Annotated in this window: 16 protein-coding genes; 8 read left to right on the plus strand and 8 right to left on the minus strand. The window is 60.2% G+C overall.

Annotation, left to right across the window (positions count from 1 at the left end; genetic code table 11):
* Positions 1-121 precede the first annotated feature (121 nt).
* Positions 122-1,042: a 2-dehydropantoate 2-reductase gene (gene panE / locus Q9R34_RS01725; RefSeq protein WP_485892153.1), complete on the plus strand. Its 921-nt coding sequence runs from the start codon at positions 122-124 to the stop codon at positions 1,040-1,042.
* Positions 996-1,592 (plus strand): protein deglycase YajL, encoded by a 597-nt coding sequence (gene yajL / locus Q9R34_RS01730; protein ID WP_485892154.1) that lies wholly within the window; start codon positions 996-998, stop codon positions 1,590-1,592. Before panE ends, yajL begins: the two co-directional genes overlap by 47 nt.
* A gap of 33 nt (positions 1,593-1,625) precedes the next feature.
* Here yajL and thiI read toward each other — a convergent pair whose 3' ends face one another.
* The gene (gene thiI, locus Q9R34_RS01735; RefSeq protein WP_485892156.1) at positions 1,626-3,074 is read right to left on the minus strand and encodes a tRNA uracil 4-sulfurtransferase ThiI; all 1,449 of its coding nucleotides are present in this window, start codon (positions 3,072-3,074) and stop codon (positions 1,626-1,628) included.
* A gap of 231 nt (positions 3,075-3,305) precedes the next feature.
* Between thiI and xseB the strand changes: the two genes are divergently transcribed.
* Genes xseB through Q9R34_RS01755 form a run of 4 tightly spaced genes read left to right on the plus strand, consistent with a single transcriptional unit; the run spans position 3,306 to position 7,363 of the window.
* Positions 3,306-3,548, plus strand: coding sequence for an exodeoxyribonuclease VII small subunit (gene xseB, locus Q9R34_RS01740; RefSeq protein WP_033752728.1), 243 nt, complete (start codon positions 3,306-3,308; stop codon positions 3,546-3,548).
* The gene (ispA, locus tag Q9R34_RS01745; RefSeq protein ID WP_434124022.1) at positions 3,548-4,447 is read left to right on the plus strand and encodes a (2E,6E)-farnesyl diphosphate synthase; all 900 of its coding nucleotides are present in this window, start codon (positions 3,548-3,550) and stop codon (positions 4,445-4,447) included. Before xseB ends, ispA begins: the two co-directional genes overlap by 1 nt.
* 19 nt (positions 4,448-4,466) lie before the next feature.
* Positions 4,467-6,332, plus strand: a complete 1,866-nt coding sequence (gene dxs, locus Q9R34_RS01750; protein ID WP_485892158.1) for a 1-deoxy-D-xylulose-5-phosphate synthase — start codon at positions 4,467-4,469, stop codon at positions 6,330-6,332.
* A 56-nt stretch (positions 6,333-6,388) separates the two neighbouring features.
* Positions 6,389-7,363 (plus strand): aldo/keto reductase, encoded by a 975-nt coding sequence (locus tag Q9R34_RS01755; protein ID WP_485892159.1) that lies wholly within the window; start codon positions 6,389-6,391, stop codon positions 7,361-7,363.
* A 160-nt stretch (positions 7,364-7,523) separates the two neighbouring features.
* Here Q9R34_RS01755 and pgpA read toward each other — a convergent pair whose 3' ends face one another.
* The 6 genes from pgpA to nrdR all read right to left on the minus strand — a co-directional run bounded on the left by pgpA (position 7,524) and on the right by nrdR (position 11,587).
* Positions 7,524-8,030, minus strand: coding sequence for a phosphatidylglycerophosphatase A (gene pgpA / locus Q9R34_RS01760; protein WP_485892160.1), 507 nt, complete (start codon positions 8,028-8,030; stop codon positions 7,524-7,526).
* Complete coding sequence (gene thiL, locus Q9R34_RS01765; protein ID WP_485892161.1) at positions 8,008-8,985, minus strand: thiamine-phosphate kinase; 978 nt, start codon at positions 8,983-8,985, stop codon at positions 8,008-8,010. The genes pgpA and thiL overlap by 23 nt, the downstream gene beginning before the upstream one ends.
* Positions 8,986-9,035: 50 nt before the next feature.
* A complete protein-coding gene (nusB, locus tag Q9R34_RS01770; RefSeq protein ID WP_434124029.1) occupies positions 9,036-9,455 on the minus strand; it encodes a transcription antitermination factor NusB in 420 nt (139 codons plus the stop codon).
* A gap of 19 nt (positions 9,456-9,474) precedes the next feature.
* Positions 9,475-9,945, minus strand: coding sequence for a 6,7-dimethyl-8-ribityllumazine synthase (gene ribH, locus Q9R34_RS01775; RefSeq protein WP_103795113.1), 471 nt, complete (start codon positions 9,943-9,945; stop codon positions 9,475-9,477).
* 89 nt (positions 9,946-10,034) lie between these two features.
* Complete coding sequence (gene ribD / locus Q9R34_RS01780) at positions 10,035-11,135, minus strand: bifunctional diaminohydroxyphosphoribosylaminopyrimidine deaminase/5-amino-6-(5-phosphoribosylamino)uracil reductase RibD (RefSeq protein WP_485892162.1); 1,101 nt, start codon at positions 11,133-11,135, stop codon at positions 10,035-10,037.
* A gap of 2 nt (positions 11,136-11,137) precedes the next feature.
* Positions 11,138-11,587, minus strand: coding sequence for a transcriptional regulator NrdR (gene nrdR, locus Q9R34_RS01785; protein ID WP_033788790.1), 450 nt, complete (start codon positions 11,585-11,587; stop codon positions 11,138-11,140).
* Positions 11,588-11,765: 178 nt separating this feature from the next.
* On the opposite strand from nrdR, the gene lysM reads away from it, so the two are divergent.
* Together lysM and Q9R34_RS01795 are read left to right on the plus strand one after the other, a co-directional pair.
* Positions 11,766-12,203, plus strand: a complete 438-nt coding sequence (lysM, locus tag Q9R34_RS01790; RefSeq protein ID WP_485892163.1) for a peptidoglycan-binding protein LysM — start codon at positions 11,766-11,768, stop codon at positions 12,201-12,203.
* Between the two features lie 17 nt (positions 12,204-12,220).
* The gene (locus Q9R34_RS01795; protein ID WP_434124033.1) at positions 12,221-12,784 is read left to right on the plus strand and encodes a SadB/YajI family lipoprotein; all 564 of its coding nucleotides are present in this window, start codon (positions 12,221-12,223) and stop codon (positions 12,782-12,784) included.
* Between the two features lie 61 nt (positions 12,785-12,845).
* Here Q9R34_RS01795 and secF read toward each other — a convergent pair whose 3' ends face one another.
* The gene (secF, locus tag Q9R34_RS01800) at positions 12,846-13,814 is read right to left on the minus strand and encodes a protein translocase subunit SecF (protein ID WP_434124034.1); all 969 of its coding nucleotides are present in this window, start codon (positions 13,812-13,814) and stop codon (positions 12,846-12,848) included.
* Positions 13,815-13,817: the final 3 nt, after the last annotated feature.

The following is a 13,817-nucleotide window of genomic DNA, read 5'->3' on the forward strand; positions in this document are numbered from 1 at the left end:
CTAAAGTGACATGCATAATACGCGTCTTGCCGCACTAAACAAAATCAGGCTGCGCACAACGCTATACTTATTATCGCTGGGTATAACAGAACAAACGACAAACCCGGATACGGGAGGCAGTATGAAAATTACCGTGTTGGGTTGTGGCGCTATTGGCCAGGTCTGGCTCGCTGCCCTGGCGCGCCAGGGCCACGACGTACAGGGATGGCTGCGCGTGCCGCAGCCCTACTGTTCCGTCAATGTGATTGATTACCAGGGCCAGGTGAGCAACAACACCTTTATCGCCAACGATCCACTGTTTCTGGCCAGCAGCCAGCTGCTGCTGGTGACGCTAAAAGCACCGCAGGTTTCGCCCGCGGTGCGCAACCTGCAGAGCGTGCTGTCGGACGATTGCCCGGTGCTGCTGCTGCACAACGGTATGGGCACCCTGGAAGAGCTGAAAGGCCTGAGCCAGCCGCTGCTGCGCGGCATCACCACGCATGCGGCGATGCGCGACGGGACGGTGATCAAACATGTCGCCGGCGGTATAACGCATATCGGCCCGGCAAACCGCAAAAGCGCGGCCTTTAGCGATCTTGCCGATATCCTGCACGCGGCGCTGCCGGACGTCGCCTGGCATGACAATATTGCCGCCGCCTGCTGGCGCAAGCTGGCGGTTAATTGCATCATCAATCCGCTGACCGTGGAGCACGACTGCCAGAACGGCGCGCTGCGCGTCTGGCCGGAACAGATCGACCTGCTCTGCCAGGAGCTGAGCTGGGTGATGGAGCGCGAGGGCCAGCACATCACCGCCGACAGCCTGCGGGACATTGTCGACAACGTGATTGAAACCACCGCGGCCAATACCTCCTCTATGCTGCAGGACGTGCGTGCGCAGCGTCTGACCGAAATCGATTACATCTCTGGCTTTCTGCTGCGACGCGCGCGCGCCCAGGGCATCGCGGTGCCGGAAAACACCCGTCTTTATGAACTCGTAAAACGCAAGGAGTCCCACTATGACCGCGAACACGCCAGTTCTCGTTTGCCTGGCACATGGCAGTGAAGAGACCGAGGCGGTCACCACTATCGATTTGCTGGTGCGCGGCGGCCTGAAAGTTGTTACCGCCAGCGTGGAGAGCGATGGCTCGTGCGAAATCGTCTGCTCGCGCGGCGTGCGCCTGCTGGCGGATGCGCCACTGGTGGAGGTGGCCGATGATGACTACGCGGCAATCGTGCTGCCGGGCGGTCTGAAAGGCGCGGAAACCTTCCGCGACAGTCCGCTGCTGGTAGAAACGGTGCGCCAGTTCCATCTCTCTGGCCGCATCGTCGCGGCAATCTGCGCGGCGGCTGGCACGGTGCTGGTGCCGCACGACCTCTTTACGGTGGGCAATATGACCGGCTTTCCCGGCTTAAAAGAGACGATTCCGGCGGAGAAATGGATGGAAAGACGCGTGGTATGGGATCCGCGCGTCAATCTGCTGACCAGCCAGGGGCCGGGCACGGCAATGGATTTCGCGCTTAAGCTCATCGATCTGCTGGCGGGTAAAGAGAAAGCGGCGGAGGTGGCGTCGCAGCTGGTGCTGGCGGCGGGCATCTACGATTACAGCGAGTAACGCAGGCTGCGCGCAATGCGCAGCCTTTTTTCACTACGGACGATAGACCTTCACGTTTTTGAAGCCCTGCTCGTGCAGATAGAGCGCCTGCAGCTTGCTCATCACGCCGCGATCGCAGTAGAGCAGCCAGGTTTTGCTCTGGTCGAGATCGCCGAACTGGCTGCTGAGCTTATAAAACGGCAGCGATTTCACCTCGGTGCCCTGCAGCGCCAGCGGCTTATCTTCCTGCTCGTCAATGGCGCGGATATCCAGTACCACATCGTCGCTGCCGAAGGAGTCCACCGTTTCCACTTCCACGACTTCTTCTTCAGCCTGCTCGGCGATATCGCGGATATCGAGGTTGCTCGCCTCTTCTACTACGCGCTGCAGGATTGCGAAGTCGAAGTGCTGCTCTTCCGCCTCAATTTTCGCCTTAACCGCTTTCACCGTCGGGCTTTTAGAGATAACGCCGCAATATTCCGGCATGGTGCTGGCGAAATCTTCGGTGCCAATCTCACGCGCCACTTTGATGATGTGCTCTTTATCGTGCGAGATCAGCGGACGCAGAATCAGGGTATCGGAGGCGTTGTCGATCAGGCGCAGGTTGGTCAGCGTCTGGCTGGAGACCTGGCCCAGCGCTTCGCCGGTGACCAGCGCCTGCACGCCGTAGCGCTCTGCGACCATCGACGCGGCGCGCACCATCATGCGCTTCAGCACGACGCCCATCTGGCCGTCATCCACTTTTTCCAGAATCTCGCCGACTACCGGCTCAAAGTTGATCGCCACAAAGCGTACGCGGTGCGAGCGGCCGAAGCGGTTCCAGATATAGTGCGCCACCTGGCGCACGCCAATTTCGTGCGCTGCGCCGCCGAGATTAAAGAAGCAGTAGTGCACGCGACAGCCGCGACGCAGCAGCATATAGCTGGAGACGCCGGAGTCGAAGCCGCCGGAGATCAGTGACAGCACATCTTCCTGCGTGCCGATCGGGAAACCGCCCAGCCCTTCATAGCGGCCGGTGTTCAGCATCAGCCGATCGTCGTCGATTTCGAGGTGCACGGTGACGTCAGGCTTGTTCAGCTGCACCTTCGCGCTGGCGATATGCTGATTCAGGCCGCCGCCGACGTAGCGCTCTACGTCCTGCGAGCTAAACTCATGTTTACCGCGGCGCTTAACGCGCACGCAGAAGCTTTTGTTCTGCAGGCTTTCGCCATACTGCGCCAGCGTCTGCTCGAAAATATCGTGCACGTCGGTGTAGCTGCGGTCTTCGACCGACAGCACGTGATGAATGCCGGGAATGCGGGTGAGCTCATCCACAATCACGCCGCGCAGCCCTTCGTCTTTTGACCGGACTTCAATGTGATCCCAGTGGCGCACCACGGCGATATCGTCGCCGACGCTCTTCAGCACGTTGCGAATATTGGTGGTGAGAATTTTGATAAAGCGCAACCGCACCGACTGACTTTTGATGGTGATTTCGGGAAATAACTTGATGATAAACTTCATGGCGACACGAATTCGTTGGGCAAATAAGTGCGAGCGCGCGGCACTTAGCTGGTAAAATCACAAAAATTGCGGGCAAAAGGGCGCAGCCGCATCCGAGGCGCGAGAGTATATCACCTTTGTCAGATGACTGCTTCTGCAACCGCAGTCACATTGATTATTTTGCTAATCAAACGCTCTCCGCTACCATGACCGATTACGAGAGAAAGTCTTACACGTGAGTCGACACTGAATATGCCGAAAAAAGCCGAACAGCCCGCCAGTTTTGAAACCTCCTTGCAACAGCTGGAGCAGATTGTCAGCCGGCTCGAGAGCGGCGAGCTGCCGCTGGAAGAGGCGCTGAATGAGTTTGAGCGCGGCGTACAGCTGGCGCGCAACGGTCAGCAAACGCTACAACAGGCCGAGCAGCGCGTACGCATCCTGCTCAGCGACGATAAAGACGCCGATCTCAGCCCCTTCACGCCGGAAAAAGAGTAATGGATTTTATTCACCTGCTGAGCCTCTATCCGGAACGGGCCAATGCCGCGCTGTCTCGCTTATTAGCGCCGCTTCCCTTTCAGAGTTCTCCTCTGGTTAACGCCATGCGTTATGGGGCACTATTAGGCGGTAAACGCCTGCGTCCCTTTCTGGTCTATGCCACCGGCGAAATGTTCAACGCGGATCCGGCGAGCCTTGACGCCCCCGCCGCCGCCGTGGAATGCATTCACGCCTACTCTCTGATCCATGACGACCTGCCCGCGATGGATGACGACGCGCTGCGTCGCGGCCAGCCGACCTGTCATATCAAATATGGCGAAGATACCGCGATACTGGCCGGCGATGCGCTGCAAACCCTGGCGTTCTCAATCCTGGCGGAGGAGCCGATGCCGGGCGTGAGCGACGCCAGCCGCATTGCGATGATTGCCGAACTGGCGCGCGCCAGCGGCGTGGCAGGCATGTGTGGCGGCCAGGCGCTCGATTTAGCGGCGGAAGGCCAGCGCGTCGGGCTGGAACAGCTGGAGCAGATCCATCGCCATAAAACCGGCGCGCTGATCCGCGCCGCCGTGCGCCTTGGCGCGTTAGCGGCGGGCGAGCGTGGACGCGATGCGCTGCCAGCGCTGGATATCTACGCTGACGCCATCGGCCTCGCGTTTCAGGTACAAGACGATATTCTTGATGTGGTAGGCGACAGCGCCATCACCGGCAAAAAACAGGGTGCCGATCAGGATCTGGATAAAAGCACTTACCCGTCGCTGCTTGGGCTCGACAATGCCCGAGCGAAAGCCAGGGAGCTTCACCAGCAAGCGCTGAGCGCGCTGGATATTCTTGCGGCGCAATCGTTAGACACCACAGCATTGCAGGCGCTGGCAAGCTTCATAATTGAACGCGACAAATAACTTCCATAATGAGTCTCTGATGAGTTTTGATATTGCAAAATACCCGACACTGGCGCAGGCAAGCACCGTTGAGGAGCTGCGTTCTCTCCCGAAAGAGTCGCTTCCGGCGCTGTGCGACGAGCTTCGTCAATACCTGCTGGACAGCGTAAGCCGCTCCAGCGGCCATTTCGCCTCGGGTCTGGGCGTCGTCGAGCTGACCGTTGCGCTGCATTACGTCTACAACACGCCGTTCGATCATCTGGTGTGGGATGTCGGGCATCAGGCCTACCCGCATAAAATTCTGACCGGACGCCGCGACCGCATCGGCACTATTCGCCAGAAAAACGGCCTGCACCCCTTTCCGTGGCGCGGCGAGAGCGAATATGACGTGCTGAGCGTCGGCCACTCCTCGACCTCCATCAGCGCCGGGCTCGGCATGGCGGCGGCGGCGGAGCGCGAAGGTCTGGGCCGCCGCACCGCCTGCATTATCGGCGACGGCGCCATTACCGCCGGTATGGCGTTTGAGGCGATGAACCACGCGGGAGATATCAAGCCCGATATGCTGGTGATCCTTAACGACAACGAGATGTCGATTTCGGAGAACGTCGGCGCGCTGAATAACCGTCTGGCGCAGATTCTGTCGGGCAAAACCTACTCGCGCCTGCGCGAAGGAGGCAAACGCGTGCTGGGCGGGCTGCCGCCGATTAAAGAGCTGGTGAAGCGCACCGAAGAGCATCTGAAAGGCATGGTGGTGCCAGGTACGCTGTTTGAAGAGCTGGGCTTTAACTATATCGGCCCGGTAGATGGTCACGACGTGCTGACGCTGGTGACGACGCTGAAGAACATGCGCAGCCTGAAAGGGCCGCAGTTCCTGCATATCATGACCAAAAAGGGCAAAGGCTACGCGCCGGCGGAACAGGATCCGATCGCCTGGCACGCGGTGCCGAAGTTCGATCCCGCCAGCGGCGCGCTGCCTAAGAGCGCCGAAGGTCTGCCGAGCTACTCCAAAATTTTCGGCAGCTGGCTGTGCGAAATGGCGCAGGACGATCCGAAGCTGATGGCGATTACGCCTGCGATGCGCGAAGGCTCCGGCATGGTGGAATTTTCGCGCCGCTATCCGGCGCAATATTTCGACGTGGCGATCGCCGAGCAGCATGCGGTGACTTTCGCCGCGGGCATGGCGATCGGCGGCTACAAGCCGATTGTGGCGATCTACTCGACCTTCCTGCAGCGCGCCTACGATCAGGTGATCCACGATGTGGCGATCCAGAAGCTGCCGGTACTGTTCGCCATCGATCGCGGCGGCATCGTCGGCGCCGACGGCCAGACCCACCAGGGCGCCTTTGATCTGGCGTTTCTGCGCTGCGTGCCAGAGATGGTGATTATGACGCCGAGCGACGAGAACGAATGTCGCCAGATGCTCTATACCGGCTATCACTATCAGGACGGACCGAGCGCGGTGCGCTATCCGCGCGGCAATGCGGTCGGCGTCGAGCTGATGCCGCTGCAGAGTCTGCCGCTGGGCAAAGGCGTCGTGAAGCGTCAGGGCGAGAAGCTGGCGATCCTGAACTTCGGCACGCTGCTGCCTGCGGCGGCGGAAGCGGCGGACGCGCTTAACGCCACGCTGGTGGATATGCGCTTCGTGAAGCCGCTGGATGAGGCGCTGATCGCCGAGCTGGCGCAGAGCCACGAATCGCTGGTGACGCTGGAAGAAGGCGCAATTAAAGGCGGCGCAGGCAGCGGCGTCAACGAGACGGTGATGGCGAAGCGCCTGCGCGTCTCGGTGCTTAACCTCGGCCTGCCGGATGAATTTATTCCGCAGGGCACCCAGGATGAAGTGCGTCACGATTACCAGCTGGACGCGCAAGGCATTCAGCAGCAGATCAGCGACTGGCTCGCGCAGTAATCTCCTGCCCTCCTCTCCTGCTATGCTTGATGGTTTAATGCATAGCAGGAGCTTTCATGAAAACCACCCAGTTAGGCAACACCGACCTTCAGGTTTCCCGTCTCTGCCTCGGTTGTATGACCTTTGGCGAGCCGGACCGCGGTCGCCACGCCTGGACGCTGCCGGAAGCGAGCAGCCGTCCGCTGATCCAGCAGGCGCTGGAGGCAGGCATTAACTTTTTCGATACCGCGAACAGCTATTCCGATGGCAGCAGCGAAGAGATCGTCGGCCGCGCGCTGAAGGCCTTCGCCCGTCGAGAGGAGATCGTGGTCGCCACCAAGGTTTATTTCCCGCTCAGCAATCTCTCACAGGGCCTGTCGCGCAAGAATATTATGCAGTCGATCGACGACAGCCTGCGCCGCCTCGATATGGAGTATGTCGACCTGCTGCAAATTCACCGCTGGGACTATGAGACGCCGCTGGAGGAAACGCTGGAAGCGCTGAGCGACGTGGTGAAGGCGGGCAAAGCGCGCTATATCGGCGCCTCTTCGATGCATGCGTGGCAGTTCGCCAAAGCGGTCTATACCCAGCGGCAGCATGGCTGGGCGCCGTTCGTCAGCATGCAGGATCAGTACAACCTGATTCAGCGCGAAGAGGAGCGCGAGATGCACCCGCTCTGTCAGGCGGAGAATATCGCCGTGCTGCCGTGGAGCCCGCTGGCGCGCGGCAGGCTGACGCGCCCCTGGGGCGAAGCGACAGCGCGTACCGCTTCAGATGAGTATGGCAAAACTCTTTATCAGGCCACGGAAGAGAACGATGCGGCCATCGCGCAGCGCCTGGAGGCGATCGCGGTGCGTAAAGGGGTGAGCCGCGCGCAGGTGGCGCTCGCCTGGCTGCTGCATAAGCCGGCCGTGACCGCGCCAATTATCGGCGCATCGCGCGCCGAGCAGCTAGCGGACCTGGTGAAAGCGGTTGAGGTGGAACTGAGCAGTGAGGAGATTGCCGAGCTGGAAACGGTTTATCAGCCGCACCCGGTTGTAGGCTTCGAATAAAGTTCTCTTTCAGGCCGCACAATGTTACTACAAGCGGGTGGCATGGGCAGAAGAGCAAAGCGTCCCGCGCCAGGGATGGCGCGGGCCGAGCGAGCATGGACGCCTTGAGCGACTTTGCGATCTGCCCATGCCACCCGCGCAGGCACGCCGTAACAGCCACTCACGCGCTCAGCCACGCCCCTGCCGCATAGAGCAGCGCCGCTGAGATCACCCCGGCGATAATATCGTCCACCATAATCCCCATACCGCCGTGCACGTTGCGATCGAACCAGCGGATCGGCCAGGGCTTCCACATATCGAAAATGCGGAACACCACAAACCCGGCCAGCACCCACTGCCAGCTGTTCACTGGAATCGCCATCAGCGTAATCCACATGCCGATAAACTCATCCCAGACGATGCTGCCGTGATCGTGCACGCCCATATCTTTGGCGGTGCGGTGGCAAATATAAACGCCGAGGCTAATGCCCAACAGCACGATCAGCGAATAGAGATCCTGCGGCAGCCGCGCCATTAGCCACCAGAACGGGATTGCCGCCAGTGACCCCATCGTACCTGGCACATAAGGACTCAACCCGCTGCCGAAACCGGTGGCGAGCAGATGCCAGGGATTGCTCATGCGCAGGCGGCCCTTCGCCACATCCTTATTTCGCGTCAAAATGATCAAATCCCTTATGGCTGAAGGTCACCGCTTCATCGTGCTCCAGCAGCGTGAGCCCTTCCGCTTCTGGCACCAGCTGCCCAATGCTGGTAAAGGGCACACCGAGGTGGCCCAGCGCTACGTCAAGCGCGCCACGGTTTATCTCCGGCACGGTAAAGCAGAGCTCGTAATCTTCGCCGCCGCTCAGCGCCCAGCGCAGCACCTGCTCAGGCGCAAAATGGTCGCGCAGCGCAGGCGACAGCGGCAGCGCCTCCAGATTCAACCGCGCGCCGCAGCCGCTGGCCTTGAGAATATGGCCGAGATCGGAAATCAGTCCGTCGGAGAGATCGATCGCCGCCGAGGCGAACGAACGCAGCGCCTGGCCCTGCAGGATGCGCGGCATTGGGCGCAGGTGGCGCTTAATCAGCGCCTCATGCACCGCCGGATCCTGGATACGGTGATGATGCTGCAGCAGCGACAGGCCCGCCGCGCTGTCGCCCAGGGTGCCGGTCACGTAGATCCAGTCGCCTGGCTTTGCGCCCGAGCGCTTCAGCGCGCGGCCCTGCGGCACCAGCCCGTGAATACCGAGCGTCATGCTCAGCGGGCCGCGCGTGGTATCGCCACCCACCAGCTGCATATCGTAATACTCCAGCAGCTCGAACAGGCTTTCGCTAAAGGCTTTCAGCCATTCCTCATCGACCTCCGGCAGCGTCAGCGCCAGCGTCAGCCACGCCGGATCGGCCCCCATGGCCGCCAGATCGCTGAGGTTAACCGCCAGCGCTTTATAGCCGAGATCGGCAGGATGGATATCACGTAAAAAGTGGACGCCCGCCACCAGCGTATCGGTGCTGATCGCCAGCGTCTGTTTCTCCGGCACGCTCATCAGCGCGCAGTCGTCGCCGATGCCGGTCTCAACGTCGCGGCGGCTGCGGGTTCTGCGATTGAAATAGCGTGCGATGAGTTCGAATTCGCCACAGGACATGGTTGCGTTCCGCTTACTGATGAAAAAAGGCCAGCAAGCTGGCCTTTTCTTTATTTGCGATTGGGTCTGATTTGTGGAGCGGCTTTATCCAGCACGCCGTTGACGAACTTGTGGCTCTCTTCAGCGCCAAACACTTTCGCCAGCTCGATACCTTCGTTGATTGCCACTTTATACGGCACATCATCGCGCTTGCTCAGCTCATACAGCGAAATACGCAGGATTGCTTTTTCTACCTGGCCCAGCTCTTCCAGCTGGCGCGACAGGTAAGGTTTCATCAGCCCATCCAGATACGCGCTGTTGGTCGCCACACCGGACAGCAGTTCGCGGAAATAGGTAATGTCGACGTCTTTGACGTCCTGTTCCGCCAGAAACTGGTATTCCACATCGGCAATGTCGTTTTTAGACAACTGCCAGGAGTAGAGCGCCTGGACAGCGCACTCGCGGGCGCGGCGACGAGCAGCAGGTTTCACAAAATTCCCCTTACAAAAATCAGGCTTTGATGGCTTTCAATACGTTAATCATTTCGAGTGCGGTCAGGGCCGCTTCGGCGCCTTTGTTACCCGCTTTGGTACCGGCACGCTCAATAGCCTGCTCGATATTTTCCGTGGTCAACACGCCGAAAGTCACCGGGATTTCGCTGGTCATCGCGACGTTAGCGATGCCGGAGCTGGCTTCGCCGGCGACATATTCAAAGTGGGCGGTGCCGCCGCGAATCACGGTGCCCAGCGCCACGATAGCGTCGTGCTTGCCGCTGTTCGCCAGCGCGCGAGCCGCCAGCGGCAGTTCGTACGCGCCGGGTACCCAGACGACGGTGATATTTTCATCTTTCACCTGACCGATACGCTTCAGGGCATCGATCGCGCCGTCCAGCAGGCTGTCGTTGATGAAGTTGTTAAAACGCGCAATAACGATGGCAACATTGGCCTCAGGCGTGGCAACAGCAGCTTCGATAACTTTCATACTTATCCTTTCAGGGTTTTGTTATGGCCCCGCAGGGGGGCGGATTCTATCACACTCTTTGGCGGCGTGCTCTCGCTTTTCCGCCGCGGTCAGCGCGGCGTCAGCGTCAGGCGCAGATCGGGGCCGACCTGACGCACGTCGCGAAATGAAAAGGCTGGCGCATCGGCCAGCTGCGCTAAGCCGGGCAGCTGGCACAGGCCGCGCGCGGCGTCGCCGAGCAGCCTGGGCGCCATATAGACGATCAGCTCATCCACCACGCCCGTCTGCAGCAGCGCACCGGCCAGCGACGCGCCCGCTTCGACCCACAGGCTGTTCACCTGCCGTTTGCCCAGCAGCATCATCAGCGCCACCAGGTCAAGCTGTTCGCCGCGCGGCGGCACGGCGATCTGCGTCACGCTCTCCGGCCAGGCCTGCTGGTCCGGCGCGGCGCGCATCAGCCAGGTTTCGCCCGGCTGGCTAATCAGTTTGTGCTGCGGCGTCACCCGATTGCGGCTGTCGACAATGACGCGCAGCGGCTGACGCAGCTCAGCTTCCTTCAGCAGCGACTGCGACGCGCTATCGAGCTCTGCCCAGCGCACCGTCAGCGACGGATCGTCCGCCAGGACGGTGGCGCTGCTGCTGAGGATCGCGGAGCTCTGCGCCCGCAGGCGCTGCACGTCGCGACGCGCGGCGGCCGAGGTAATCCACTGGCTCTCGCCGCTCGCCATCGCGGTGCGGCCATCCAGGGAGGCGCCGAGCTTGAGCTGAACATACGGAAATCCGGTGCGCATGCGCTTCAGAAAGCCGCGATTGAGCGCTTCCGCTTCCGCCATCATCAGCCCGTGGCTGACCTCAATGCCCGCCTGCTGCAGGCGATAGAGACCGCGCCCGGCAACCTGCGGATTAGGATCCTGCATCGCCGCGACCACGCGGCTGACGCCGGCGGCGATTAGCGCGTCGCAGCACGGCGGCGTGCGGCCATGGTGGCTGCACGGCTCAAGCGTGACGTAGGCGGTGGCGCCGCGCGCCCTGTCGCCCGCCATGCGCAGCGCGTGCACCTCAGCGTGCGGCTCGCCGGCGCGCCGATGCCAGCCTTCGCCGACGATCTCGCCGTCGCGTACGATAACGCAGCCCACGTCAGGATTGGGCGTCGTGGTAAAACGTCCGCGCCGCGCCAGCTCCAGCGCGCGCGCCATATAGCGTTCATCCATAATCAATCCTGTAACCTGGCGATCTCCGCACCGAAATCGCGAATATCTTCAAAACTGCGGTAGACCGAGGCGAAGCGAATATAGGCGACCTTATCGAGCTTTTTCAGCTCGTCCATCACCAGATTGCCGATCAGCTTGCTGGGAATCTCTCGCTCGCCGGTGGCGCGCAGCTGGGTTTTGATATGGTTTACCGCACTTTCCACCGCATCGGCGCTGACCGGGCGCTTCTCCAGCGCCTTCATCATGCCGCTGCTGAGCTTGTCTTCATTAAAGGGCTCGCGCACGTCATTGCTTTTCACTACCCGCGGCATCACCAGCTCCGCCACTTCAAAGGTGGTAAAGCGCTCATGGCACACCAGACACTGACGACGTCTTCGCACGGACGATCCTTCACTAACCAGACGTGAATCAATGACTTTTGTGTCCACAGCAGAGCAAAATGGGCAGTGCATGACCTTTCCTGACGCTTAACAAATGGGCCCTACAGTGTAGCGCGAATGGCATGTCAACAAAATGTATAAGCGTGTCTTTCCTCTTTTGCCATTCGGCAGGAGATGTCGCGAGAAAGTGTCTATGCTTACTGATGTCGTCAGAAAGACGGCCCACACCATAACCATCTGGAGGATATATATGGGTTTGTTTAACTTTGTGAAAGAGGCAGGCGAAAAACTGTGGGATGCGGTATCCGGCCATGATGACGCCAGCAAAAAGCTGAAAGAGCACATCGACAAGCTGGGCCTAACTGACAGCGACAAAGTAAACGTAGCGGTTAACGGCGATACCGTCACGGTGAGCGGCGATGGCATTTCTCAGGAGCTGAAAGAGAAAATTCTGGTGGCCGCCGGCAATGTCGCGGGCATTACCAAAGTCGACGACCAGGTCAAAACCGCCGACAGCGCTCCGGAAGCGGAGTTCTATACCGTGAAAAAAGGCGACACGCTGAGCGCGATTTCGAAAGCGGTTTACGGTAACCCTAACGAATATAACAAGATTTTCGAAGCCAACAAGCCGATGCTGACCCACCCCGACAAAATCTATCCGGGCCAGGTGTTACGTATTCCTAAATAACGGACAAGGAAGGCTTTATGAACAGGATGGTTTGGGCGCCTTTGGCGTGCGCGATGGCGCTGTTAAGCGGCTGTAGCTCGACGCCCGTCAGTCCCAAAGTGAACCAGCTGCATCAGGAAGTGAGCCAGCTGAATCAGCAGATGCGCCACCTGACCACTCAGGCAAGCGCCATCGAAATCCAGGGGCAGCTTAACAGCAACTCGGCCCAGGGCGCCTGGCTGGTGCCACAGGCTAATACGCCGGTCGAGCTGCAAACCCAGCTTGGCAAGCTGCGCCTCTCGCTGACGCGCGTCGCGGCGGAAGCCAACGGCACGCGCGCTAACCTGACCATCAGCGCCACCGACGGCCAGCCTGTTCCGGCGCTGCGCGCGCGCGTGGTGTGGGGCGAACGCGATCCGGCGACGGGCAAACCGCTTGACGCCACCAGCCTGAGCCAGACGATCGCGGTGCCTGACGCGCTGCTGCCGCGCGCCTCTGTCATCGTGCCGCTGCGCCTGAGCGGCCTGACGCCGGACCAGCTTGGCTTCGTGCGCGTGCATGACGTTGTAGGCGACGCCCCTGCTGCGCCTGTTACGCAATAACAGAAGCGCCCAAACAAAACGGGCTGCCAGATGGCAGCCCGTTTTTTATTACGCTTACGCGTTACGGCAAGATTGAGGGCTGGTCCGCGCCCTCTTTTTCTACCTTCTGCACCAGCATATGTTCGCGCTTCATACCCAGCTTCAGCGCCAGCGCAGAAGAGGTATAAATCGACGAGATAGTGCCGATGGTGACGCCGATCAGCATCGTCAGCGAGAAGCCTTTCAGCAGTGCGCCGCCGAAGATAAACAGGATAAGGATCATCGCCAGCGTCGTCAGCGAGGTGATCAGGGTACGGCTCAGCGTCTGGGTCAGCGACACGTTGGTGATGTCGTAAGGCGTGCCGCGGCGGATCTTGCGGAAGTTCTCACGAATACGGTCGGATACCACGATTTTATCGTTGAGCGAGTAGCCAATCACCGACATCAGCGAAGCGACGATGGTCAGATCGATTTCGATATGCGCCAGCGAGAGAATGCCGCAGGTGATGATCACGTCGTGCGCCAGCGCCAGCACGGTGCCGAGCGCCAGGCGCCACTCAAAGCGAAAGCCGATATAGATCAGAATGGCAATCAGCGCCGACAGCAACGCCATTGCACCGGCCTGCGCCAGGTCGCTGCCCACGCTCGGGCCAACGAACTCAATGCGCTTCACCGTCGCGTTCTGCTGGGTGGTCTGATTGACGATAGTAATGATCTTGTTGCCCAGCTCCTGGCCAGCCGGACCGTCCATAGGCGCCATGCGCACCATCACGTCGCGGCTGCTGCCAAAGTTCTGCACGATAGGATCGGCATAACCCGCTTTTTCCAGCCCGTCACGCAGCGTATCCAGCTCTGCAGGTTTCTCCAGCGCGATCTCGATCACCGTACCACCGGTAAAATCGAGCCCCCAGTTGAAACCTCGCACGGAGATGATGGCGACAGACGCCACGATCAGCAGGGCGGAGATAATAAACGCCAGCGTGTCCCAGCGCATAAAGTCGACAACTTTACGTCCGTGGTTCAGCTGTTCAATATTGTATTCCTGTGCCACAAC

It is taken from the genome of Enterobacter sp. BRE11 (genome assembly GCF_031844285.1).
GTDB lineage: Bacteria > Pseudomonadota > Gammaproteobacteria > Enterobacterales > Enterobacteriaceae > Pantoea.

Coding starts and splice junctions, on each gene's coding strand:
- panE (WP_485892153.1), top strand. CDS start 122: ATGAAAATTACCGTGTTGGGTTGTGGCGCTATTGGCCAGGTCTGGCTC.
- yajL (WP_485892154.1), top strand. CDS start 996: ATGACCGCGAACACGCCAGTTCTCGTTTGCCTGGCACATGGCAGTGAA.
- thiI (WP_485892156.1), bottom strand. CDS start 3,074: ATGAAGTTTATCATCAAGTTATTTCCCGAAATCACCATCAAAAGTCAG.
- xseB (WP_033752728.1), top strand. CDS start 3,306: ATGCCGAAAAAAGCCGAACAGCCCGCCAGTTTTGAAACCTCCTTGCAA.
- ispA (WP_434124022.1), top strand. CDS start 3,548: ATGGATTTTATTCACCTGCTGAGCCTCTATCCGGAACGGGCCAATGCC.
- dxs (WP_485892158.1), top strand. CDS start 4,467: ATGAGTTTTGATATTGCAAAATACCCGACACTGGCGCAGGCAAGCACC.
- Q9R34_RS01755 (WP_485892159.1), top strand. CDS start 6,389: ATGAAAACCACCCAGTTAGGCAACACCGACCTTCAGGTTTCCCGTCTC.
- thiL (WP_485892161.1), bottom strand. CDS start 8,985: ATGTCCTGTGGCGAATTCGAACTCATCGCACGCTATTTCAATCGCAGA.
- ribH (WP_103795113.1), bottom strand. CDS start 9,945: ATGAAAGTTATCGAAGCTGCTGTTGCCACGCCTGAGGCCAATGTTGCC.
- ribD (WP_485892162.1), bottom strand. CDS start 11,135: ATGGATGAACGCTATATGGCGCGCGCGCTGGAGCTGGCGCGGCGCGGA.
- nrdR (WP_033788790.1), bottom strand. CDS start 11,587: ATGCACTGCCCATTTTGCTCTGCTGTGGACACAAAAGTCATTGATTCA.
- lysM (WP_485892163.1), top strand. CDS start 11,766: ATGGGTTTGTTTAACTTTGTGAAAGAGGCAGGCGAAAAACTGTGGGAT.
- Q9R34_RS01795 (WP_434124033.1), top strand. CDS start 12,221: ATGAACAGGATGGTTTGGGCGCCTTTGGCGTGCGCGATGGCGCTGTTA.